Annotated in this window: 20 protein-coding genes; 14 read left to right on the top strand and 6 right to left on the bottom strand. The window is 43.1% G+C overall.

The window, feature by feature from the left end; translation table 11 throughout:
- Positions 1 to 25: 25 nt before the first annotated feature.
- The 3 genes from trxA to B3B27_RS09345 all read right to left on the bottom strand — a co-directional run bounded on the left by trxA (position 26) and on the right by B3B27_RS09345 (position 5849).
- Positions 26 to 340 carry a thioredoxin gene (gene trxA / locus B3B27_RS09335; protein ID WP_238868445.1) on the bottom strand — a complete coding sequence of 105 codons (315 nt, stop codon included), beginning with the start codon at positions 338 to 340 and terminating at the stop codon, positions 26 to 28.
- 28 nt (positions 341 to 368) lie between these two features.
- A complete protein-coding gene (gene dnaE, locus B3B27_RS09340; protein ID WP_238868446.1) occupies positions 369 to 4112 on the bottom strand; it encodes a DNA polymerase III subunit alpha in 3744 nt (1247 codons plus the stop codon).
- Positions 4113 to 4307: 195 nt separating this feature from the next.
- Complete coding sequence (locus B3B27_RS09345; protein WP_238868447.1) at positions 4308 to 5849, bottom strand: peptide MFS transporter; 1542 nt, start codon at positions 5847 to 5849, stop codon at positions 4308 to 4310.
- Between the two features lie 519 nt (positions 5850 to 6368).
- On the opposite strand from B3B27_RS09345, the gene B3B27_RS09350 reads away from it, so the two are divergent.
- The 4 genes from B3B27_RS09350 (at position 6369) to B3B27_RS09365 (ending at position 10636) form a co-directional block, all read left to right on the top strand.
- Complete coding sequence (locus B3B27_RS09350) at positions 6369 to 7301, top strand: prephenate dehydratase (RefSeq protein ID WP_238868448.1); 933 nt, start codon at positions 6369 to 6371, stop codon at positions 7299 to 7301.
- Between the two features lie 150 nt (positions 7302 to 7451).
- Complete coding sequence (locus B3B27_RS09355) at positions 7452 to 8624, top strand: pyridoxal phosphate-dependent aminotransferase (protein ID WP_238868449.1); 1173 nt, start codon at positions 7452 to 7454, stop codon at positions 8622 to 8624.
- A 153-nt stretch (positions 8625 to 8777) separates the two neighbouring features.
- Positions 8778 to 9866 (top strand): bifunctional 3-deoxy-7-phosphoheptulonate synthase/chorismate mutase type II, encoded by a 1089-nt coding sequence (locus B3B27_RS09360; RefSeq protein WP_238868450.1) that lies wholly within the window; start codon positions 8778 to 8780, stop codon positions 9864 to 9866.
- On the top strand, positions 9863 to 10636 hold the full coding sequence (locus B3B27_RS09365) for a prephenate dehydrogenase/arogenate dehydrogenase family protein (RefSeq protein WP_238868451.1): 774 nt from the start codon (positions 9863 to 9865) through the stop codon (positions 10634 to 10636). Before B3B27_RS09360 ends, B3B27_RS09365 begins: the two co-directional genes overlap by 4 nt.
- A 24-nt stretch (positions 10637 to 10660) precedes the next feature.
- Here B3B27_RS09365 and B3B27_RS09370 read toward each other — a convergent pair whose 3' ends face one another.
- The 3 genes from B3B27_RS09370 to tgt all read right to left on the bottom strand — a co-directional run bounded on the left by B3B27_RS09370 (position 10661) and on the right by tgt (position 14006).
- The gene (locus B3B27_RS09370; protein ID WP_238868452.1) at positions 10661 to 11470 is read right to left on the bottom strand and encodes a peptidylprolyl isomerase; all 810 of its coding nucleotides are present in this window, start codon (positions 11468 to 11470) and stop codon (positions 10661 to 10663) included.
- Between the two features lie 237 nt (positions 11471 to 11707).
- Positions 11708 to 12814: an LptF/LptG family permease gene (locus tag B3B27_RS09375; protein WP_238868453.1), complete on the bottom strand. Its 1107-nt coding sequence runs from the start codon at positions 12812 to 12814 to the stop codon at positions 11708 to 11710.
- A 61-nt stretch (positions 12815 to 12875) separates the two neighbouring features.
- The gene (gene tgt / locus B3B27_RS09380) at positions 12876 to 14006 is read right to left on the bottom strand and encodes a tRNA guanosine(34) transglycosylase Tgt (protein WP_238868454.1); all 1131 of its coding nucleotides are present in this window, start codon (positions 14004 to 14006) and stop codon (positions 12876 to 12878) included.
- Positions 14007 to 14251: 245 nt separating this feature from the next.
- Between tgt and lipA the strand changes: the two genes are divergently transcribed.
- The 10 genes from lipA (at position 14252) to B3B27_RS09430 (ending at position 24869) form a co-directional block, all read left to right on the top strand.
- Entirely contained in the window at positions 14252 to 15112 is an 861-nt protein-coding gene (gene lipA / locus B3B27_RS09385) for a lipoyl synthase (protein ID WP_286832986.1), read from the top strand.
- A gap of 73 nt (positions 15113 to 15185) precedes the next feature.
- On the top strand, positions 15186 to 15872 hold the full coding sequence (lipB, locus tag B3B27_RS09390; protein ID WP_238868456.1) for a lipoyl(octanoyl) transferase LipB: 687 nt from the start codon (positions 15186 to 15188) through the stop codon (positions 15870 to 15872).
- Positions 15873 to 16002: 130 nt separating this feature from the next.
- The gene (locus B3B27_RS09395; protein WP_238868457.1) at positions 16003 to 16998 is read left to right on the top strand and encodes an AAA family ATPase; all 996 of its coding nucleotides are present in this window, start codon (positions 16003 to 16005) and stop codon (positions 16996 to 16998) included.
- Positions 16999 to 17066: 68 nt separating this feature from the next.
- Positions 17067 to 17936 (top strand): DUF58 domain-containing protein, encoded by an 870-nt coding sequence (locus tag B3B27_RS09400; protein ID WP_238868458.1) that lies wholly within the window; start codon positions 17067 to 17069, stop codon positions 17934 to 17936.
- Complete coding sequence (locus B3B27_RS09405; RefSeq protein ID WP_286847323.1) at positions 17933 to 19009, top strand: hypothetical protein; 1077 nt, start codon at positions 17933 to 17935, stop codon at positions 19007 to 19009. The genes B3B27_RS09400 and B3B27_RS09405 overlap by 4 nt, the downstream gene beginning before the upstream one ends.
- Before the next feature lie 2 nt (positions 19010 to 19011).
- Entirely contained in the window at positions 19012 to 19995 is a 984-nt protein-coding gene (locus B3B27_RS09410) for a vWA domain-containing protein (RefSeq protein ID WP_238868460.1), read from the top strand.
- Between the two features lie 34 nt (positions 19996 to 20029).
- Entirely contained in the window at positions 20030 to 21055 is a 1026-nt protein-coding gene (locus B3B27_RS09415; RefSeq protein WP_238868461.1) for a vWA domain-containing protein, read from the top strand.
- Between the two features lie 71 nt (positions 21056 to 21126).
- Positions 21127 to 21867 carry a tetratricopeptide repeat protein gene (locus B3B27_RS09420; RefSeq protein WP_238868462.1) on the top strand — a complete coding sequence of 247 codons (741 nt, stop codon included), beginning with the start codon at positions 21127 to 21129 and terminating at the stop codon, positions 21865 to 21867.
- Between the two features lie 14 nt (positions 21868 to 21881).
- On the top strand, positions 21882 to 23741 hold the full coding sequence (locus B3B27_RS09425) for a BatD family protein (protein WP_286832993.1): 1860 nt from the start codon (positions 21882 to 21884) through the stop codon (positions 23739 to 23741).
- A 285-nt stretch (positions 23742 to 24026) separates the two neighbouring features.
- Positions 24027 to 24869, top strand: coding sequence for a tetratricopeptide repeat protein (locus tag B3B27_RS09430; protein WP_238868464.1), 843 nt, complete (start codon positions 24027 to 24029; stop codon positions 24867 to 24869).
- The last annotated feature ends 70 nt before the right edge of the window (positions 24870 to 24939 follow it).

A 24939-nucleotide genomic window follows, 5' to 3' on the forward strand; every position in this document is an offset into this window, starting at 1 on the left:
TTTTTTAAAAGATATATGTAAATATCTAAAGCAGCTTATCTATTTTAGAAGTGAAGGTGTTTTTTGGGCCTGCACCAACCACTTTGTCAACAACCTCTCCTCCTTTGATAAAAAGGATGGTTGGTATATTGCGTATGCCGAATCTGGATGTTGCTTCATCGTTATTGTCAACATCGAGTTTGCCTACAACCACTTTGTCTTTGTATTCTTCGCTGATTTGATCAATGATTGGTCCTACCATTTTGCAAGGGCCACACCATTCAGCCCAAAAGTCGATAATTACCAGCTTGTCTGTCTGCAACACTTTTTCCAGAGTTGCGTCTGTAATCTCAAGAGCCATATATGCCTTCTTTAGTTATTTAGTTAATTTAGTTTATTTTAAAGTCGATAGTCAAATTATTCTTCAGATAATCGATGAAATTCTTGTTTACCCCGATTCTTGCTGGGCGTGAAAACAACTCTATATTCATATGAGACTCTTTCCCGATTATCTGGAAATATAACAACGAATTTCCCGAATTGTTTTTAACTAAAGCTGATAATTCCGCCACCGTAGTGTCATCTAACTCTGAAAGCGGGATTTGTAACGTAATCTTTGAAATAAGTTTGTCCTTAACCTCAGACAAAAGAGATATAGATGATATTTTTACCTCAAGTTCATCCTGACGGAAGCGTTTTGGCTGTACTCTCCCTTCAATATAAACTGAGAGCCCGTTGCGCGCGTACCTGCCGAAATTTACGCTGTCTTCACTGAAGAGTGCAATTTCGTAACTCCCCGAATAATCTTCAATCTTGAAAATAGTGTAAGGTGAACCTCTTCTGGTTTGTCCTTCACGCACGGCGGTTACCATTCCTCCGAAGGTTATATCCTTCCCGTTCAGAGAGTCAAGATCCTGCAATTTCAACGTATCGGCATTGCATACATGCTTCAGTATAAACTCATAATCGTCAAGAGGGTGAGCAGATAGATAAATGCCGATAAGCTCTCTCTCCTTGTTAAGCCTCTCCATGTCAGACCAGCTTGCTGCCTGGGGAATTTCGGGGTGTGCGATCTGGAATGATGAGTCATCTCCGAACAGTGAATTTATCGATTCCATCTTATCAAGCTGATACTTATTCCCGTAACGGATAAGAGTGTCCATAAACTCCTCGCCCTTGCTGTTTACAGCGAGAAACTGCTCTCTGGTTATCCCCTGAAGTGAGTCAAAAGCTCCTGAAAGAGCCAAAGCTTCAATGGTTTTTTTGTTGCAAGAGGAGAGGTTGACACGCTCCACAAAATCGAATATATCTTTGAAAGGGCCGTTCTTTGTCCGCTCATCAATGATATCGACAACAGCTCCCTGCCCCACACTCTTTATGGCAGCAAGGCCAAAGCGTATATCGCCCTCTTTGTTTACGGAAAATTTAAGGAACGACTCATTTACGTCGGGGCAGAGGACATTTATGTCCATAGCTTTACATTCGTCCATAAACTTGGTGATCTCCGTAATATTGTTCAGGTTGTTGGAGAGTACCGCAGCCATATATTCGGAAGTGTAGTTGGCTTTTAGCCACGCTGTTTGGTAGGCCACCCAGGAGTAACATGTAGCGTGCGACTTGTTAAAGGCGTATGAGGCAAACTTCTCCCAGTCGTTCCATATTTTATTAAGGGTTTTTTCGGCATACCCGTTTTTCTTGCCTCCTGCAAGAAACTTCTCCTTCAGTGCTGTCATCTTATCTATAAGCTTCTTGCCCATAGCTTTGCGCAACTCATCAGACTGGCCTCTCGTGAATCCTGCCAGCAGTCGTGAAAGAAGCATCACCTGCTCCTGGTAGACTGTTATCCCGTAGGTTTCGCTCAGGTATTTCTCCATGATGGGCAGGTCGTAGGTAATCTCCTGCCTGCCTTGCTTCCGTGCGATAAAAGTAGGGATGTAATCCATTGGTCCGGGTCGGTAGAGCGCGTTCATGGCAATGAGGTCTTCAAATTTGCTTGGTTGTAGCTCTTTCAGATACTTTTGCATCCCTGCCGACTCAAACTGAAATGTCCCGGTGGTTTGCCCATTGCAATAAAGTCTGTAAGTTGGGGCATCGTCCATGTCGATGCTGTTTATATCGACTTTGATACCGCGATTCAGCTCTATGTTGGTAAGTGCATCTTTAATTATAGAGAGGGTCTTCAAACCGAGGAAGTCCATTTTTATCAGCCCTGTCTCCTCAATTACCGACCCTTCGTATTGCGTCACCAGGAGAGTCTCTTTTGTCTCTTTATCTTCGGCAGTACTTATGGGTACAACATCAGATATGTCTGTTTGACCAATTATTACTCCACAGGCATGAACGCCTGTGTTTCTGACATTGCCCTCAAGCATCTCCGCATACCTGAGAGTATCTCTCACCAGAGGGTCGCTGCTATTGGCAGCCTCCTTTAGTTCGGGCACATTTTCGATTGCTGTTTTCAGATTGATCTTTTTTACGTTCGGGATCCTGTCCGGCACCAGCTTTGCCAGCCTGTTCGATTCCGAAAGCGGTAGTTTGTGTACCCGCGCCACATCACGTATTGAGGATTTTGTGGCCATTGTCCCATATGTAATAATGTGCGCAACCCTCTCATTACCATATTTTTCTGTCACCCAGCGAAGTACTTTCCCCCGACCTTCATCATCAAAATCGATATCTATATCGGGCATTGAGATACGGTCGGGATTGAGGAAACGTTCGAACAGAAGGTCGTATTTCAGAGGATCGATATCAGTAATCTGCAGGCAGTAGGCTACGGCCGACCCCGCGGCTGACCCTCGTCCCGGCCCTACGGCTACACCCATCTCCCTGGCAGCATTGATGAAATCCTGAACAATGAGAAAATATCCGGGAAATCCCATATTCTTGATAGTGTCCAGCTCGAATTTCAATCGTTCCACTATCTCTTCACTGAGATCTTTTCCATATCGCTTCTCTGCCCCCTTTTTTGTCAGGTGTGTCAGATATTCGGCTTCCAGCTTGATTCGGATTACTTTGTCATAGTCTCCCAATCGGTGGAAGGTCTTTTCTCCAAACTCCTCGATCAAGTCTTTTTCGGAATATTTCTGTTTGTACAGCTCCTCGGTCCCAAACTGCGGATTAATAGGGTAAAAAGGCATCAGCGGAGGGTGATCAATAGAATAGAACTCAACCTTGTCGGCAATCTCCAGAGTGTTGGTTAACGCTTCGGGGATATCTGAGAATATGCGGTTCATCTCTTCGGTCGTTTTCAGCCACTCCTGCTTGGTGTACCGCATCCTGTCAGGATCGTCAAAATCTTTTCCGGTACTCAGGCAAATTAGGCGGTCGTGTGCATCGGCATCCTCTTCGTTCACAAAGTGAACGTCGTTAGTGGCTATCAGCTTCACGTCATATTTTCGCGCAATGCGAATCATTTCACTGTTTACCCTTTCCTGTTTTAGATAAGTTGTCCGGTCAGCATCGGGACGGTCTGTTTTGTGGCGTTGCAACTCCAGGTAGTAATCGTCTCCAAAAACACTTTTATACCACTTCACCGCTTCTTCAGCTTCATTTATCCGGCCATCGTCAATTTTTCTTGATATCTCACCACCAAGACAGGCGGATGAAACAATAAGGCCTTCGTGATATTGTTCAAGCAACTCTTTATCGATGCGCGGACGGTAGTAAAAACCTTCAGTCCAGCTTTTGGAAACAATCTTTATGAGATTTTTGTAACCCTGCAGATTTTTTGCCAGGACAACCAGATGCCATCCGCTACCGTCAATCTTGTCGGTTTGTAAAAAACGGTTACGTCGTGCCAGATAACACTCACATCCGACAATAGGCTTAAATAGTTTTCTCTTTGTTTCAGACAGCTTGTCGTTCAGCTGTTGTCGTTTATCCGGTGCTTCACCGCTTTTTGCCAGTGCGTCGATCTCTTTTTTCAGCTTTTTGATCTCTGCATTTAATGGAGCATTTTTTCTGGAAGCATAATTAAGGAATTCTTTGATTCCGTACATTGCTCCGTGATCGGTAAGCGCAATAGCTTTCATGCCGTCTTCTGCAGCCTTGTCTATAAGGCGCTGAATGCTTGCCTGCCCGTCAAGCAACGAATACTGGGAGTGAACGTGTAAATGTACAAAATGGTGCATTTTTTTTATATGATTTCACGTGTGATGTGTACGCAAATATACTTAAATATAGGGCGGTTTTTCTGAGTTATTGTAAGAAGTTATCAACGGGTGATGTTATCTATCAATGTGTGAGGATTTTTTGGCTTGTTAAAATATTTCAATAAAAAAGCCGGCAGAATCATTCTGCCGGACTGTATACTGGTTGTTTGAAAATTATTTTGCAACTCTTTCAAGCCATTTTAGCATGGCGAGCATTGTGAACATTGAGATAATACAAGCAGTAACAAACAGCATCCATGTAGCAGTCATAGACATACTTGTATAGAAGATGGCCCCGATAAAGAGCAAGCTGTTTCCTGCCGCGGTAGCTCCCAACCAGGCTCCTTGCATGATACCCTGAAGTTTTGGGGGAGCAACTTTTGATACGAAAGAGATACCGAGAGGGCTTATAAAAAGCTCGGCAACCGTAAGAATAAAATATGTACCGATAAGAATCCATGGTGTCACACGTGCAGAATCAGGAAGCCCGCCCATTGCATCTATTTCAGCTTTGTTGGGTAAACCTATGGAACCAAGCGACATTACAAGATAAGCTAAAGCAGCAATACCCATTCCAATGGCAATTTTCCGCGGTGTGGATGGTTCTTTCCCTTTTGACCTGAGCCATCCGAATAATCCAACGATAATAGGAGTGAGGAATACCACGAAAAATGGGTTAATTGCCTGGAATATCTCGGCTCCCTGCAAGGTGGCAAATCCAAGATTGACTTTTATCTGGCTCAGATCGGTATAGTCTTTGGCAAAGTATGTTAGTGTTAGACCGTTCTGATGAAAAGAAAACCAGAAGAAAATTACTACTGCAAAAACGGCGAACAGTGCGTAAAGACGTTGTTTTACCTCTTTTATATCCATCTCGTCAACGGGTGTGCTACCGTCTGCAGTTGCAGAAGCCTTGGCTACTGCAGGATCGGGGAATTTGTTTTTGTTGGCAAGGTAAATAGCTAATGAAATGAGCATCGCAAAAATTGCTACCCCAAAGGCATAATGGAATCCCGTGGTGAACACATTAAGGTATTCTGAACTGAATGCGGATAGATCGGTACCGGCGAATCCAACTTCAGAAGCCAGGTTCTGAAGGCGTGATGTTCCTTCGGGAGTGATTGTATTACCCAGATACTGATGCGCAAGCGCAGGAAGATCGGCATTATAGAGAAAGCCATTTTTTTCTACCCACCAGTTTCTTACACCCACAGCGATGAAAGGGGCAAAGATAGCACCAATGTTTATGAACATGTAAAACAGCTGGAACCCGGAGTCCCTCATCTTGCTAAATTGAGGGTTATCGTACATTTGGCCAACCAGTGCCTGTAGGTTGCCTTTGAACAAACCATTACCAAAGGCAATGACCAAAAGCCCTAAGCAGGTAATTCCCAGGAAAAGCATGAATTCATTCGCGGGGACAGGTGTTGGAGAGGGAATGGCAATAATTACATACCCAAGTGACATCAGAAGCAATCCTATTAAGATAGTTCCCTTGTAGTTACGGGTTTTGTCTGCAATAAGTCCGCCTACCAGTGCCAACAGATAAATGGACGCGTAGAAGATTGAATAGATAATTCCGGTGTTGGTTTCGTTAAGTCCGAACTTTGACATTATAAAGAGTGAGAGGATGGCCATCATGGTGTAAAAACCAAAGCGCTCACCCATGTTCGCCAGCGAAGCGGCGAATAATCCTTTGGGATGATTTTTGAACATTATGAATCTGTTATTTAGTTATAAAATATTAGTTCACGGTTTTTTTTATAATACTTCAGTAAATTCCAACTTGACACCTGAGTAGTCAAACTATTCAGAACATAATGGTAAAGCTTACTACGACTGGCCGTCAGGCGATTACGGCTGGATGCCTGAAAAAAATGTCAAAATTGGTGTTTTTAATATGCAAATATAAAAATATTTTGAAAATAATTGTTGATTCTTCATTTGAAAATGAGTCTGTTTTTAATTTATTGGCGCTATAAAACCACTTTTTTTTTTACTTTTTTATTTGTATGAATAAAAAAAATCGTACATTTGCATCCGTAATTCACAAAAGTAGATTATAGTGAACAGTTCAGTTTTTGCAATATCTTTCTGGTTTTACTTTTACTTTAGCAGGTAAAGACAGGATTTTATATGCAAAATGAGAAGAAGTTAAATAGTCATATCAGATAAATAAGATCCTGTCGCCAACACGACGGGATTTTTTTTTGGTTAAAAAATGAGATAAATCGTATGAAGAGAGTAGCTATTCAGGGAGGTGCAGGTGCATACCACGAGATCGCGGCACGTGAGTATTTTAAGGGTGAAGAGGTGGATATTGTTCCCTGCAGCACTTTCCGTGATATTTTTATTGAGGCTTCTAAAGATCCCGCGCTGATAGGGGTAATGGCAATTGAAAACACAATAGCGGGAAGTCTTTTGCAGAATCACGATCTTTTGAAAATTAATGATCTGCAGATTGCAGGTGAGCATAAACTGCGTATTTCACATTCACTGGCGTCACTACCCGGAAGTTCAATATGCGATATTAAAGAGGTGATGTCGCACCCCATGGCGTTGATGCAATGTGAAGAGTTTCTTGATACACTTCCCGGTGTAAAAATAGTTGAGCACAGTGATACGGCCCTTGCTGCAAAAGATGTACGAGAAAAAAACATGGTCGGTACAGCTGCCATATGCAGCACCTTTGCAGCAGAAATGTACGGGTTGGAGGTTGTTGCCCGTGGTATTGAGACAAATAAAAGGAACTTTACCCGGTTTCTTATTCTTGCACAGGGTGAGATGCTTCGAGAAGTGAAGAAGGATAATCATATCAACAAGTCGTCGATGGTTTTCATATTGCCTCACAACGAAGGAAGCCTCTCGAAAGTACTGTCGGTGTTGTCCTTTTATGACATTAACCTAACCCGTATTCAGTCGTTGCCCATTATTGGAAGAGAGTGGGAGTATCAGTTTTACATCGACCTCACCTTTACCGATTTTTTCCGCTACCGGCAGTCAGTTGATGCTATAATGCCATTGATAAGCGGATTGAAAATACTGGGTGAGTACAGGGAGGAAAAGCATGGCACTATAGAACAAAGATCGAAGGAGAAAATGAATTATTTCGCGGTTGATTTTAAGAAGCCATTTATTCGTACAAATGAGAGAGCGAATGAGTTTTAGGCTAGAGAATAGATCTGATAATTAAAAAATTACAAATTTAGCAATTAATGTATCTTGACTTTCTCATCTATTTATGCAATTAGTGCGTGGCTGGTATTGAAAGATTCAGCTGTAATCTCAACAGATGCAGAAATTAAATAATTTAAATAAATGAAGACAATTGAACCTGCTGAACATATAAAAACAATCGCAGAATACTATTTTTCAGTAAAACTTGCAGAGGTCGCCCGTATGAATAGCGAAGGTAAAAATGTAATAAGCCTGGCGGTGGGTGCTCCCGACAGAATGCCTTCGCAGAAAACAATAAGTAAGCTTTGTGAAGCTGCGTGCCGTCCCGATGTGCATGCTTATCAGCCTTACACGGGAATACCCGAACTTCGTAAAGCATATGCCGATTGGTATGGCAGGATATACGGTGTGGAATTGTTTACAGATGAGGTACTCCCGTTGATAGGATCGAAAGAGGGAGTGTTGCATATTTCAATGACATTTCTTAACTACGGAGATGGGGTTTTAGTACCGAATCCAGGTTATCCTACCTATACCTCTGTGTCTAATTTGCTGAGAGCCAATGTTATTCAGTATGACCTGATGGAGGACGACAACTGGCAGCCCAATTTTGAAGCGCTGGAAAAGATGGATCTGTCGCAGGTGAAACTGATGTGGGTAAACTATCCGAATATGCCTACCGGTGCCAACGCGTCGGCTGGGTTGTTTGAAAAGCTGGTAGCTTTTGGCAAGAGGCACTCAATAATTATTTGTCATGATAATCCTTACAGCTTTATCCTGAATGACAAACCAATGAGCATTTTATCGGTACCTGGTGCAAAAGATATTTGCATCGAGCTCAACTCATTAAGCAAGTCGCACAATATGTCGGGCTGGCGTATGGGAGTGCTTGCTTCCAATCCCCAATTTGTGAGATGGGTACTAAAGGAGAAAAGCAATATCGACAGCGGGCAGTTTAAGCCGATGCAACTGGCTGCCGTTGAAGCTTTGTCGAACCCTTTGGAATGGCATGCAGAGATGAATAGTATTTACGCAGGCCGCCGCTTATGGGCCGAAAAGATATTGGATCTGCTGCAATGCACATTCGACAAACGCCAGGTTGGGCTGTTTGTCTGGGGTAAATTGAGCGACAAGGTAGCTGACAGCGAATCCTTTATAGATGATATCCTTTATAACGCAAGGGTATTTATCACGCCGGGATCTGTCTTCGGCAGCAACGGAGATAGATTTATACGTATCTCACTTGGTTCTTCTGAGGAGAAAATTCAGGAAGCTTATCACAGGATTAATGCTTACTTGTCAACATTGCAGTGAGTGTTTCTTACTTATTAATAGCCAGATATGTCTGAATAAATTTTCGTTGGGGATAATCAAAAATATTTATTGACAGTCGGCATTTTATATACCACTTTATTCTGTTCGGGACTTTTTTAAAGTGGATTCATCAATTAAAAAAACAATAACAACATGGAGTTCGAATCAATATTATTACCGGGTATAGATGAAAAACGGCCGCTCGTGATTTCAGGACCCTGCAGCGCAGAGACGGAGGAACAGGTGATGGTCACTGCCGGGCAACTGGCCTCAATAGGTGTTAAGATTTTCAGGGCGGGTGTTTGGAAGCCGAGGACCAAGCCTGGTGGTTTTGAAGGGGTGGGCAGCCCTGCCCTCAAATGGCTTCTGAAAGCAAAAAAGGAGACCGGCATGTATGTAGCTACCGAGGTAGCTACAGAAAAACATGTCTATGAGTCACTAAAATATGGCGTGGATTTGTTATGGATAGGTGCACGAACCACCGCTAACCCTTTTGCAGTACAGGAGATTGCTGACACACTGCGAGGGGTGGATATACCTGTTCTGATAAAGAATCCGGTGAACCCCGACCTGGAGCTGTGGATAGGTGCATTGGAAAGGTTGTACAATGCCGGGATAAAGCGGTTGGGAGTGATTCACAGAGGTTTCAGCACACCCGATAAAACTGTGTACCGCAATATTCCGCAGTGGCATATCCCTATTGAGTTGAAGCGACGTTATCCCGCACTTCCCATCCTGTGCGACCCGAGTCATATAGGGGGAGACCGCAACCTTATCTTTAAGCTCAGCCAGCAGGCTATGGACCTGAACTATTCAGGATTGATAATAGAATCTCACTGTTCACCTGATGATGCATGGAGCGATAGGGCGCAACAGATAACGCCAGCAGCACTTAAGGAGGTGCTTGACAGCCTGGTCATCCGCAATACCGTGCAGACTACAGAAGATCTCTCTGTGTTGCGAAATCAGATAGATGATCTGGACAACGAGCTATTGCAGCTGCTTGCCAAGCGGATGCGTGTATCAAGAGAGATTGGGTACTATAAGCTGGAGCACGATATGCCTATCCTGCAGACGCAGCGTTATGACCAGATCCTTACAGATCGTGCCTGCCAGGGCGAACGGATGGAGATGTCGGGCGATTTTATAAAACAGGTACTGGAGGCTATCCACTCTGAATCGGTACGCCAGCAGATGGTGGTCATGGAAAGAGAAAAAAAGAGAAATAACAAAGTAAAATGAAAATATTAATTCTTGGAGCCGGCAAGATGGGGTCGTTCTTTGCCGATGTGCTCAGTTTTGAACACGAAGTGGCTGTTTTGGATACAGACCCGAAAAAACTACGGTTCATCTACAACACGCTTCGAATGACAAATCCTGAAGAAGTGCAGGAATTTGCACCCGAACTGGTTATTAATGCAGCTACGCTGAAATACACCATCGAAGCGTTTAACAACGTGTTGCCCTATTTGCCGCAAACGTGTATTTTGAGCGATATTGCATCGGTGAAAACCGGCTTGGAGGAATTTTACCTCGAACGTACCCGCCCTTATGTCTCCACTCACCCGATGTTCGGGCCTACGTTTGCCAGCCTGAGCGACCTTAGCACGCAAAGTGCCATTATTATTTCCGAATCGTCACATCTGGGGAAGGTGTTTTTCCGGGATCTGTACCGCCGGCTAAAACTGAATGTTTTTGAATATTCGTTCAGGGAGCACGATGAAACCATCGCTTACTCGCTTTCCATCCCGTTTGCATCCACATTGGTGTTTGCATCGGTAATGAAGCATCAGGATGCGCCGGGAACCACGTTCAAAAAGCATATGAACATTGCACAGGGATTACTTTCGGAAGATGATTTTCTCTTAACGGAGATTTTGTTTAATCCATATACTCCCGATCAATTGGTAAAAATCAGGGAGAAACTGAAAGAATTACTTGCCATCATCGTAGATAAAGACAGCGAAAAGATGAAACTGTTTTTGACCGGGGTGAGAAAGAATATTGAATAAACCGGGATTGGCCGGTATGGCCGTTTACTCCTCCGCGTAAACCCTCACAATCTTTGCATCGTCAGTGGGCCGGCTGTTGCTGTCGACTGGCAGGGCGGCAATCTTGTCAATCACCTCCAATCCCTCTGTTATCTCCCCGAAAACGGTATACTCTCCATCTAGGTGATGTGCGCCGCCAATAGTACTATATGCATCTTTCAGCCCTTCCGGAAAGAAGAATTTTCCCGGAGCCGCTTCGTAGAGTGAGTCAACCACTGAAAGAACCGAGTCGAGAAGAGCGTTAAACCCTCTTGGGTCACTCTCCTTCAGATTGGCTAACTTCTCTTTGTGCGGTGAGTAATGGCTGCGGATGAGCTTGTTCTTTATAGGGACATTCACAGCCATCTCCATAGTATCCAACCGGCCTTCGGTATAAACTTTTCCGTGAACGATATAAAACTGTGAAGCATCCGATTTTTTTTGCGGGTTTACGTTATCTCCCCTTCTCGGAGCAGCCAGAGCTCCTTTTTTATGAAAATGATTGTCCCTGAACTCGGGCATAATATCCATATCGGTACGTCCGCCGCCGATTTGTGCTCCGGCAGGAGCATTCTTCGAATCCTGTGCCCCTCCCTGGATCATGAAATCTTTTATGACTCTGTGAAACAGTGTCCCGTTAAAATAACCCTGTCTGATTAGTTTCAGGTAGTGTTCACTATGCCTTGGTGTATCGTCATACAGTATCGCTTTCATTCTGCCGTAATTGGTCTCGATTACAATTGGCGGGTATTTGGCTTGTGCATATATACAGTTTGATGCAGCCATCAACAGAAAGATTAGTACATATTTATTCATATCTGTATAATTTGATTGATTTTCCATGTTGCACCCTCTGAAAGATCTATTTATTAATTCAAAGATTATCGATTTGAGCATGCTTCGGTCAATAAATTTCTAAGCCTAAGTCTGTTCCTGTGGAATGTTACCCCGGGCCAATCAGGCTTCTTTTTTTTGCTTTTTGAAATTTAGTTAGGCACGCCAAAGAGCCATTTCTTAACAGTAACCATGCATCGGTTTCTAACTTTTTGAAATTTAGTTAGGCGACCGTTTATAGAGATAGAGGGCTATACCGGTGAAAATAACGTTGGGTATCCATGTTGCGATGAAAGGGCTCATCCCCCCCTTTACCGCAAAAGTGGAACTTACAGTCATGAAAAGGATATACGCCATACTCAGTACCAGCCCGATCCCAATATTAAGCCCCATGCCCCCTTTTACTTTCCTCGCCGACAGGGATACCCCGATAATTGTAAGAATAAAGGCAGAAAAGACTGAAGCTATGCGTGAGTGATATTCTATCTGGAATGACTGTATATTGCCCATCCCCCGTTCTTTCTGGCTATGTATATACCTGCGGAGCTGGGGTGATGACATCATCTGATGATCGGTTTTTGCTATAATGAAATCGTTGGGTACAATCTGCAGAGTAGTGTCAATAGATGAACCGTGCGTAATTGTCTCTTTCAACCCGTTGAAACTCCTTATCTGATAATCGCTTATGGTCCAGTGATAGGCAGAGTCGTAACGTATTGATTGTGCAGTTAGCCGCGATGACAGGTGCAGGTTATCGAAATGATCAATGGAAAAACTGTACCCTGTTTTACTGCCCAGATCGAAGTTCCCGAAATAAACAATGGTCCCTTCTCCCACTTTAAACTGAATATCCCGGTCTCCTACTTTCTTTTTCCGAGGATCAATATATGTATTCTCAAACTCAATACGGGTAGCATTGGCCGGAGGGATCAGGTAGCTTCCGAAGATAAAGGCGAATACTGCAATCACGAATGCCGAAATCATATATGGTTTCATTAGCCGTTTAAAGCTGATTCCGTTGGATAGAATGGCGATGATCTCGGAGTTATTGGCCATTTTGGAGGTGAAAAAAATTACTGCCAGGAAAACGAAAAGGGGGCTGAAAAGGTTGGTGTAGTAAGGAATGAAGTTGAGGTAATAATCAAAGATTATGCTATGCAGCGAAGCATTGTTAGTCATGAATTTGTCTATCTTCTCATTGATGTCGAAAACCACAGCTATGGATATTATCAGCGCGATCATGAAAATATAGGTGCCCAGGAACTTTTTAATGATGTACCTGTCCAGGCGCTTCAACTTTATATGGTTAAAACTATTAAGTCTCATTAAGTTGGATAATTTTCAGTCTTAATCAAGTTATTTTGAAGTAATGATATTTTACCTCTTTTCATAGGCGTCTTGTAACATTTTCTATTATCGTTCGTTTCCATTCAGTAAAATTGCCTTCGATGATATGCTTTCTGGCTTCCTTTACCAGCCAGACGTAGAACGCCAGGTTGTGGACAGAAGCTATCTGCAATCCGAGTATTTCGTTTACGTTTATAAGATGTCTAAGATAAGCTTTGCTGTATAATCTGTCAACGAACGATGCCCCATCCTCTTCAATAGGGGAGAAATCATTTTTCCATTTTTCATTGCGCATGTTCATTACTCCCTGTTTTGTGAAGATCTGCCCGTTGCGGCCGTTACGGGTGGGCATAATACAATCGAACATATCAACACCCCTTTCAATGGCTTCGAGTATGTTTTCAGGTTTACCTACTCCCATCAGGTAACGTGGTTTGTCTTTTGGCAGAATCTCGTTTACCAGCTCCACCATCTCATACATTTTTTCAGTTGGTTCGCCCACGGCCAAGCCGCCGATAGCGTTACCATCCGCACCTTTGGCTGCCACATTCTCTGCTGCACGGCGGCGAAGATCGGGATATACACATCCCTGCACGATGGGGAAAAGAGCCTGGCTGTGCCCGTACGGACATTCGGTCTCATGGAAACGTTCAATACAGCGGTCGAGCCACCGTTCTGTAAGGTCAAGTGACTTTTTCGCGTAGCCATAATCGGCATCACCAGGTGTACACTCATCGAAAGCCATCATGATATCAGCACCTATGATACGCTGGATATCAACTGCCTTTTCGGGCGTAAAAAAGTGCCTTGAGCCATCGATGTGGGACTGAAAAGCGGCTCCTTCCTCCATAAGTTTCCGGTTTTCTGCCAGTGAAAATACCTGAAACCCGCCACTGTCTGTAAGCATTGGTTTGTTCCAGCTGATGAATCTGTGCAGTCCGCCGGCTTGTTTGAGAATGTTAAGGCCCGGGCGGAGGTATAGATGATATGTATTGCCAAGGATAATCTGAGCGCCTATATCATTTTCCAGTTCGCTTATATGAACTGCTTTCACGCTGCCTGCAGTTCCCACAGGCATAAATACGGGTGTCTCAATTACTCCGTGCGATGTGGTTATTAATCCCGCTCTGGCGCATGATTTCGGGTCGGTATGTAATAGCTGGAAATCCAATTTGTTTCGCTCTCGTTGCGTTTTGGTGACAAAGATAAAGTTTTTGCGGTTACAAACGGTATGGTAGCCTTTTAAAAATAGTTAGGAATAAAAAGAAATGATAAAGCGATTATTTAGTAAATACCCGAATAAAATAGTATTTTTGCACTGTTTGACATTCATAAAATCACTTTTCGTTATGCTCCGGTAGGTAATATATTTTTTATCCGCTGCTGTTGCAAACGTTTAATTTGTAAAAAATTATTATGGAAAATAAACCTGAATTGATTGAAAGGAAGCCCGAATGGCTTAAAATATCGCTCCCGCAGGGCAAACAATATCTTGATGTAAAAGAGATTATCGCAAGGAAAAGACTCAACACCATATGTGTTAGCGGTAAATGTCCCAATCTGTCTGAGTGTTGGGGTAGAGGAACTGCCACATTTATGATTCTGGGTGATATATGTACACGATCGTGCAAGTTTTGTGCAACAAAAACAGGTACACCGCTCGGGGTGGACTGGGATGAGCCCGACCGGCTTGCAGATACCATTGAGAAGATGAAACTTAGGCATTGTGTTATCACCAGTGTGGACAGGGATGATCTGGATGATGGTGGTGCCGAACTGTGGGCTGCCACCGTGAAGCGTGTAAAAGAGAGAAACCCCCATATTACAATAGAGACGCTGATTCCCGATTTCAATGGGAACAGGGAGCTTATAGACAGAGTGATTGCTTCTGGCCCCAACATTGTGTCACACAATATGGAGACCGTGAGGCGCCTGACACCCAAAATACGCAGTCGTGCCAAATACGATATCAGCCTAAAGACAATAGAGATCATTGCCAACAACGGTAAGGTGAAAGCCAAGTCGGGTATAATGGTGGGGCTGGGAGAATCAGAGGAGGAAGTTATTGAAACTATGGACGACCTGATTAATGTGGGATGTAGGGTGTTTACCATCGGGCAGTATCTGCAGCCCACTCGAAAACATCTGGCAGTGAAGGAGTACGTGTCGTTAGAACAGTTTCAAAGATACAAGGCTATCGGATTGGAGAAAGGGTTTCAATTCGTGGAAAGCGGCCCGCTGGTACGTTCATCTTATCGCGCTGAAAGGCATATATAATTTTAGGCAGTCAAATAAATCGTAGTGAAATAATGGACAGTTTTGCAACTGAAAGCTATGAATAAAAATAGAGATGAAAAAGAAAGTTATTTTTGAAGATCTCGGCCGCATCCGTTACAAGAGTGCGTGGGATTATCAGGAAAAGCTGTTCGAACAGGTCATTAGTGAGAAGCTTAACAAGAATGAGAAGAAGGATCAGTACCTTCTTTTTTGTGAACATGAGCATGTCTATACACTTGGAAAAAGAGGTGATAAACATAATCTACTTATAACTAGGCATCTGTGTGAAAGTAAAAATATAGATCTGCACGCTATCGACCGGGGAGGTGATATCACTTATCACGGCCCCGGTCAACTGGTAGCCTATCCTATTATCGACCTTGAGGCGTTTGGCACAGGAGTGAAGAGCTATATCTCCATGCTTGAGGATGTGGTGATTGAAGTGCTTAAAACCTACGGTATAGAGGGCGAGAAAGATAATAAGGCAATGGGTGTGTGGATTGATGCTGGCATACCGGAAAAGGCACGCAAGATCTGCGCTATTGGAGTACGCGCAAGCAGATATGTGACAATGCACGGCCTGGCACTTAATATCAATACAGACCTCACCTATTTCAGTTATATCAACCCATGCGGTTTTACCGACAGGGGCGTAACATCCATGCAAAAGGAGATTGGCAAAGAGGTTGATTTCGGGGAGGCTTCTGGTAGGATGAAAATTGCATTTTCTGATGTTTTTGGTATGGAATTTACAAGTTAAACCTTGTGAAGTACAAACAAATTGCGGATCAGTGCTTAAACATTTTTAACGGCGTTTCCTCTGAAAACCGATTTAACATTTCTATTTTTGTATCTCATATACAGAACTATATTTTTAACAATCAGATAATATGAGCCAAGTTGTTGATATTAAAGAATTAAACGAAAAAATCGAGCAAAAAAGTGCTTTCGTTCAGACACTTGTTGCCGGAATGAACAAAGTGATAGTTGGGCAGAAACACCTCGTGGAATCCCTGCTTATCGGGCTGTTGTCCGATGGGCATATCCTGTTGGAAGGGGTGCCCGGACTGGCGAAAACGCTGGCTATCAAAACACTTGCTCAGCTGATTGATGCTGACTACAGCCGTATTCAGTTCACCCCCGACCTTTTGCCTGCCGATGTTATTGGAACAATGGTTTACAGCCAACGTAACGAGGAGTTTCTGGTTAAACATGGACCTGTTTTTGCCAATTTTGTACTTGCAGACGAAATCAACCGAGCACCTGCAAAGGTGCAGAGCGCTCTGCTGGAGGCGATGCAGGAACGCCAAGTAACAATAGGTGAGAAGACCTATAGCTTACCTAGCCCCTTCCTCGTGATGGCAACCCAAAACCCTATCGAACAGGAGGGTACCTACCCGCTTCCGGAAGCGCAGGTGGACCGTTTTATGCTGAAGGTTGTAATATCATATCCGTCAAAAGAGGAAGAGAAGCAGATAATTCAACAAAATATTTTTGAACCGGTTGTTGGTGACAAGGGTGTTATATCTACCGAAGCAATCCTGGAAGCCCGCAAAGTGGTGCGTGATGTATATATTGATGAGAAGATAGGTAAATACATTGTTGATATTGTGTTTGCAACCCGTTTCCCCGATCAGTTCGGAATGACCGGACTGAAGGAGATGATAGGTTTTGGGGCATCGCCGCGCGCATCAATCAACCTGGCTCTTGCATCTCGTGCCTTTGCGTTTATCAAGAGGCGCGGCTACGTTATACCCGAAGATATACGTGCAGTGTGTCACGATGTGCTTCGCCATCGTATAGGCCTCACCTACGAAGCGGAGGCCAACAACCTGACTTCTGAAGAGATCATTAGCGAAATCCTGAATAAGGTTGAGGTACCTTAAACGGCACTGTTGGTTAAATGCATCTCTTAATTAATACAATTCCTTCTTTAGAAAGGGCCTGGCTGTAAATGGAAACTACTGAACTATTAAAGAAAGTACGACAAATTGAGATAAAGGCACGTGGGCTCTCGCGGAATATTTTCGCCGGTGAGTATCATTCTGCTTTCAAGGGACGGGGTATGGCTTTCTCAGAGGTAAGAGAGTATCAGTACGGCGACGACCTTCGCGATATAGACTGGAACGTTACGGCACGTTATAACCGTCCTTTCGTTAAAATATTCGAAGAGGAACGTGAGCTCACCGTGATGCTTATGATAGATGTGTCAGATAGTTTGGGCTTTGGTTCGCAATCGGTGCTGAAACGTGATATGGTGGCTGAGATAGCGGCAACGCTTGCTTTTTCAGCTATTCAGAATAATGACAAGATAGGGGTTGTTTTTTTTACCGACAAAGTGGAGAAGTTTATCCCACCTAAAAAGGGAAGAAAGCATATCCTGTTCATTATTCGTGAAATTCTGGGATTTAACCCTGAAAACAGCGGTACAGACCTGAACATGGCAATTCAGTATATGACAAACGCTATAAAGAAGCGTTGTACCGCTTTTCTGATATCAGACTTTATCGATTCTAACGGTTACAGTAAAGCGATGCAAATAGCCAACCGTAAGCACGATATGGTGGCTATCCAGGTATACGACAAGTTAAGCACCGGGCTCTATCCCATTGGCCTGATGAAAGTGAGAGATGCGGAAACGGGAGAAGAGCTGTGGATTAACACATCTTCCAAAAAAGTACGGAATGAATACAGTAACTGGTGGAACAGGATGCAGGCCGAAATGAATAATGCTTTCCGCCAAAGCGGTATTGACAGTGTCTCTATTTCAACCGGATGCGATTATGTGAAATTGCTCCTGCAACTATTCCAGCAAAGAAAATGAAATTGAAAAAGTTTAGGTCAAATATTGTCTTGTTGTACATGTCTTCCATGGCGGCTTTTATGTTGTTGACAGTTTTTCCGGCAAATGCACAGAGGACATCGGTGCAGGCGACTGTTCAGCCTACCGAGATTATTATTGGCGAACAGGCATTGATCAACCTTAAGGTTATGACTCCGAAAGATAGGACAATACATTTTCCTGTGTACGAAAAGGAGATTATACCCGGTATCGAGGTTATCGCCATGCTCCCTCCGGATACCACCATAGAGAATAATGTGATGACTCTCAATTTTAAATATGTTGTTACGTCGTTCGACTCCACACTGTACCACGTTCCAAGCATGCCTGTTTACGATGGCACTGACACCATCTTCTCCAATTCATTCGGGCTGAAGGTGGATTCTCCAGTGTTGTCTGATTCCACATTGGCTTATCTGGAATTGATCAACAAGGGTGAAACAGACTCTATCGACTTTGAACAACTTCAGCTGAGAGATATAAAACCGGTTCGAAAAGCTCCATTCGTGTTGACAGACTATCTGTGGCTGCTGTGGATTGTGCTGGGTATAATGCTGATCATTGCATTGATAGGTGTTATTATCTATCTCGTTTTCAAGAAAAAGGAAAAAGGATATTTCTTTAATCCCCCTGAAGTGTTACCTGCGCATATACGTGCACTTAAAGAGCTGGACAGGCTTAAGGCCGAGAAGATATGGCAGCAGGGGCGTGAGAAGGAGTTTTACAGTAAGTTGACTGATATTCTTCGCTCCTATATACATGAACGGGACGATATTAATGCCATGGAGATGACATCGGGGGAGATTTTGAACGAAGTAAGGAAAATTTGGGATGTCGATTCAGTTTATGAGAACCTGAAGCAGATTCTTTCAACGGCCGATCTTGTGAAATTTGCCAAGTATATTCCCTATCCCGATGAGAATAGCCTGAGCCTTGTGAATGCATACTTCTATGTGAATCAGACAAGAGAGCCTGATAAAGCTGTCAAAAAAGAGGATATGGAAGAGTCAGAGAAAAATGAGTTACCCGAAGTTGATATAGAAAAGAGTGTTTAAAAATGGAATTTCTGCATCCTGAATATCTCTATTTATTACTGTTGCTTATACCGTTAACAGCATGGTATGTGATCCGTTTATCGAAGGCACAGGCTTCGTTCAAGCTGGCATCACTAAACGCATTTAAAGGGTTTAAGCCCGATTTAAGGGTTTATATGCGGCATCTTCCTTTTGTATTGAGGCTTATTTCCTTAGCGCTGATTATTATTGTAATTGCAAGGCCTCAATCGGTAAACAGCTGGGAGGAGACTGAGACTCAGGGAATTGATATTGTGATGGCGCTAGATGTATCTGGTTCCATGCTTGCTCAGGATCTCCTGCCCGACAGGCTTCAGGCAGCCAAAAAGGTAGCATCGGAATTTATTACTGACCGTAAAAATGACAATATCGGGTTGGTTATTTTTGCAGGGGAGAGCTTTACGCAATGTCCGCTCACAACCGATCATAAGGTTTTACTTAACCTGCTGAACGAAATTGAGTTCGGGCTGATAGAAGACGGAACTGCTATAGGCCTCGGACTTGCTACATCAGTGAACAGATTGAAAAACAGTGAATCGCGCTCGAAGGTGGTTATCCTTCTTACTGACGGAACAAACAACAGAGGCCAGATTGCTCCTCTCACAGCTGCTGATATGGCTCGTTCATACGGAATTAGGGTCTATACTGTGGGCGTGGGGACCAAAGGAATGGCGCCAACGCCGGTGAATACTCCATACGGAATAAGGATGCAAAACATGCCGGTAGACATCGACGAAAAAACACTCACCGAAATTGCGGCAATGACAGGAGGGCAATACTTCCGGGCACAGGATACCGAAGGCCTCCGCCAGGTGTATGACGAGATAGATGAAATGGAAAAATACCTTATCAGCGTGCAGAATGTAACACGCCGGCAGGAACTGTTTTTACCCTTTGCGCTGGTAGCAATGGGACTTATTTTACTTGAGCTGTTGCTTCGCAGAACATTGTTGAGAAGTGTGCCCTGAATAGATTGAAGTTATAAAGTGAAATGCAATAGAAATGTTTAGATTCGCAAATCCGGAATATTTATGGTTGTTTCTCGCCATACCCCTGTTGTTGGCGGTATACGTTTACCTGAACATCAGAAAACGAAAGGATGTACAGAAAATGGGGACACTCTCAACACTTAAGAAGATGATGCCGGAAATGTCGTTGAAACGTTCCTATCTGAAGTTCTGGCTTATTTTTACGGCGCTTTGCACCGGTGTATTCATGATTGCACGTCCGCAATTCGGGACAAAAGTTGAAACGGTAGAGAAGGAAGGGATTGAGCTGGTAATAGCGATAGATGTGTCAAACTCCATGCTAGCTGAAGATGTCTCACCCAACAGGCTGGCGAGGGCTAAGCAGATATTGTCGAGGTTGATTGATGTGCGCAGGAACGATAGGGTATCATTGATAGTATTTGCAGGTGAAGCTTATGTGCAGATGCCACTGACATCTGATACGCAATCTGCAAAAATTTTTCTCAACACTATCGACCCAAGTCTTGTACCCATTCAAGGTACAGCAATTGGGCAGGCAATAAGCCTGGGAATGAGTTCTTTTTCAAGCGATAAGGAGATGAGCAAAGCTATGATTATAATTACCGATGGTGAAGACCACGAAGGTAATGCTACTGAGATTGCAGCCGAAGCGGCAAAGAGCGGGATGATGATCAATGTAGTGGGAATTGGTTCTCCTGAAGGCTCTCCGGTACCATCGGGCGAGTATGGCAGTAATTATATGGCCGATTCCGAAGGTAACGTGGTTGTTTCCAGGCTTAACGAACAGATGTGCATGGAGATAGCAAAAAGCGGTAAGGGATTGTATGTGAGAGCCGATAATTCAAATACAGCTATCCGTGCGCTTGAAGCTCAGCTTAATGAACTGAAAACGGGGAAAGCGTCAAGTCTTACATACTCTGAATATGATGAAAAATTCACTTTTTTAGCATGGTTTTTGCTGCTGATTCTTTTTGCTGAGATTCTTGTTTATGATAAGAAAAACAGGTTGTTCAGAAAGGTCAAGCTGTTTAAAGAGTAAAACACAAAACTGCAGCCGATAGAATATTGCACTTTCTGAAACAGATTAGGGAAAACTGAAAAATTAATCGGATGAACAGATTCGTTTATAAATATTTGATACTAATTATTATGGCCGTTACGGTTCCTGTAACCGTATCGGCACAAAAGGAGGTACGGAAAAATATACGTAAAGGGAATAAGGAGTATAATCAACAAAAATTTTCTGCTGCATCAGACTTTTATGAAAAGGCAGTAGAGGAAAACCCATCTTCCGGGGAGGCAAACTTTAACCTTGGGAATACGTTATATAAACAAAAAGAGTGGGAAAGATCTATCGAGCAATATAACCGCTTTATCTCTCTGCAACAGGAGAATCCAATGGAAGCATCTGCAGCATGGCACAATATAGGAAATGCAATGTTGCAGAAGAAAGAGTTGCAAAAATCGATGGAAGCCTATAAGATGGCATTGCGGCTTAATCCGCTGGACGGGGGAGCACGATATAATCTTGCAGTTGTTCAGAAGATGATTCAGGATGAACAAGAGAATAAACAGCCTGACAAGGGTGAGGGTGAACAGGAACAGCAGCAGGAACAGCAGCAGGAACAACAGCAGGAACAACAGGATCAGCCCCGACAGAACCAGCAGGATAAGGAGCAACGTGCCGAGCAGCCGGATGAACCTGAGCAGATGTCGCGCGACAATGCCCGTCAACTTCTACAGGCAATCGAGCAGGATGAGCAGCAGACACAGGAGAAAGTACAACAGATAAAAGCCCGGCAAAAAGAGGAAAAGGCAGAAAGTAACAGGAGGCGCAATAAAAATTGGTAAGGACGGAAAAGACAATGAAATATATGCATAGCATACGCACTTTTATTATTCTACTGGTTGTATTATTTGCAAATAGCGCAACACAGCTCTTTGCACAGGTTACTTTTAAAGCTTCAGCACCGGCAACGGTTGTTGAAGGCGAGCAATTCAGGCTGAGCTATGTAATGAATAAAGAGGGGCGCAATCTGAGGCTGCCTGATCTGTCCGATTTCGACCTTCTTTTCGGCCCGAGCACATCTACCAGCTATAGCCAGCGGACAGTCAACGGTAAAACAACCTCAGAAAGTTCCGTTACATATACTTATATCCTCATGGCCAAGAAAGCGGGAACATTCAACATACCGCCTGCTTCAATAACTATTGATGGAAGTAATTACCAATCAAATTCTCTTCAAATAAAAGTTCTCCCTCCCGATGAAGCTTCAGCCCGGAGCCAAGAACCCGGCGGAGGGCAGAGAGGGGAGAGCCCTTCAGCCGGTTCAGGTCAAGTGGCTGTTTCAGCCACTGACGCATTCATAAGAGCTATTGTTTCCAAAAACAGTCTGTATGAACAGGAGGGGTTTACAGTGACATTCAGGTTATATACAACACTTAATATTGTAAATATAGGAAAGATTCAGTTTCCTGAGTTTGAGGGGTTCATGGTTGAGGATATAGCACTTCCCGTGAATCAACAATTGCAGATGGAGCGCTATAACGGAAGGAATTACTATACAGCTGATTTGCGCAAGACATTGCTTTTTCCACAGAGATCGGGACAGATAACCATACCGAGAGGCAACCTTGAGATGGTTTTTTCCGTTCCGTCTGGCAGGAGAGTCTCCACCTTTTTCGGTTCTCAGGAGGTGATGGTAGATGTAAAGAAGAATTTGGAGACCAATCCTTTGGTAATAAATGTGAAGCCTCTTCCTGGCAATAAGCCGGAAAGCTATTCAAACGCCGTGGGTACATTTACGCTAAAGCCATCTATAAGCACTTCCGAAACAAAGGCAAACGAAGCAATCACTTTGAGGCTTGAAATTTCGGGAACCGGGAACCTTAAGCTGATACGAAATCCTGAAGTTGTGTTTCCCGGTAACTTTGAGCTGTATGACCCGGTTGTTGACAACTCTTTCAACGTCACTACAAACGGATTGACCGGTATAAGAAAAATTGAGTATATGGCCATTCCGCGCTACGAGGGTACTTATGCAATTCCATCTGTGGAATTTACCTATTTCGACCTGAATAGTAATTCTTATAAGACACTGACTAGCCCCGAATATAAACTGATTGTAGGAAAAGGAGATCCGAGCAGTGTCACCGCCGGCAGTTTTGTTAACCGGCAGGATGTGATAGCAGAACAGGATATCCGTTTTCTGAAAACTGGAGAACCTTCATTCAAATCAAGAAGCAACTTTTTTGCGGGGTCACTCATTTACTGGCTATGGTATGTGGTTCCAATGCTGTTGCTAATTCTCTATTACTTAATTAACAGAAAAAAGGCTCGTGAAAACGCGAATGTTGCATTGATGCGAACCAAAAAGGCTAATAAGGTAGCTGTAAAGAGGCTAAATGCTGCTGGAAAATATCTAAAGGCAAATGACAAGGAGAGTTTCTACGACGAAGTACTCCGCGCCCTATGGGGATATTTCAGCGATAAGCTATCAATTCCATTAGCAAGGCTCACTAAAAATAATATTGAGGATGAGCTGTCGAAGTATGGAATCAGTGATATACTTGTAGGTAAGTTTATGCATATTCTCGACACCTGTGAATTTGCGCGTTATGCCCCTGCAGAAAGTAACGCTGAGATGGGGCAGCTCTACAACGATACATTGGCAGCTATCGGAGAAATGGAAAACAGGCTTAAGAAAAACAAACAGGACAAGTAGCGGGGATTAAGAGTGATACTTTTTAAGTGTGGCGAATTGTAACATATTATTATAATGGGTTTACCTATCCCGGATCTTTGATAGTTGATAATATTTACACGTTTTTTATTCCGGATAGTTGATATATATATATATTTTATACTTTTGAACATTCAACTTATGTGTCTGCGACGAAAATTCTGGTTATAGAAAAATATAATTATTAATGCATCGAACATTAATATCTATTTTGGAACGCATGCAATGAAAAGGCTTTTCGGAGGTGATTAACTTATTAATATGGAAATGAAATCAATATTATATACATTTGTTTTTCTGTTGTTTGACATCTGCAGTATCACAGTTTTGGGTGCGCAAGATACTTCAGATACAATTCTAAAAGCTACTCCTCAGGCTGATACACCTGTGTTTCACGAAAATACTTTGGAAAATTCTCTCGATTCTGCTTCTCAGGCATACAGGAACAACGATTTTAAAAAAAGCATAGAGATTTATGAAGGGATTGTGGCAGAAGGAATAGCAGAGGACAGGGAGTCTGCCCAGATATACTATAACCTGGGCAACGCCTATTTCAGGGACAACAGGCTTGGAAAAGCTATTTTGAATTATGAGAGAGCGCTAATGCTTGATCCCGGTGACAGTGATATAAGGCATAATCTGCGTTTTGCCGGTAGTCGCACCGAAGACCGTATTGAAGAGGTTGGCAGCCTGTTTCTTACCAACTGGATTAATGGCATCCGCAATATGTTAAGCTCCGATATTTGGGGTACTGCAGGTATTGTGTTTTTTCTCCTATTTCTGGTATGTTTAACACTTTTTCTGTTTGTTCGCTTATTGTGGATAAGAAAAACTGCTTTTTACAGCGGAATAGTGTTTTTTGTATTTATGATTATTGCAAATATATTCGCATTTAACCAGAAAAGAGAGCAAATTCAAAGGAATTATGCTATCGTGACAGTTGGTGCTGCCAGTGTTAACGCTTCTCCTGATGAGAACAGCAATGTGCTTTTTGAGCTGCATGAAGGTACAAAGGTAAAGATAAGGAACAGCGATGGAAACTGGTATGAGATAGAGATAGCGAACGGAAGTGTGGGCTGGACTCCGAAGCAGAAAGTTGAAATTATCTGAGAAAATATTTTGAATCTTAGTGCATGCATTTAGGATTCTTGAAGGTTTTTACTCCTAATTAAATCATGTT

Source organism: Proteiniphilum sp. UBA5463, assembly GCF_002427225.1.
In the GTDB taxonomy this organism is placed as follows: domain Bacteria; phylum Bacteroidota; class Bacteroidia; order Bacteroidales; family Dysgonomonadaceae; genus Proteiniphilum; species Proteiniphilum propionicum.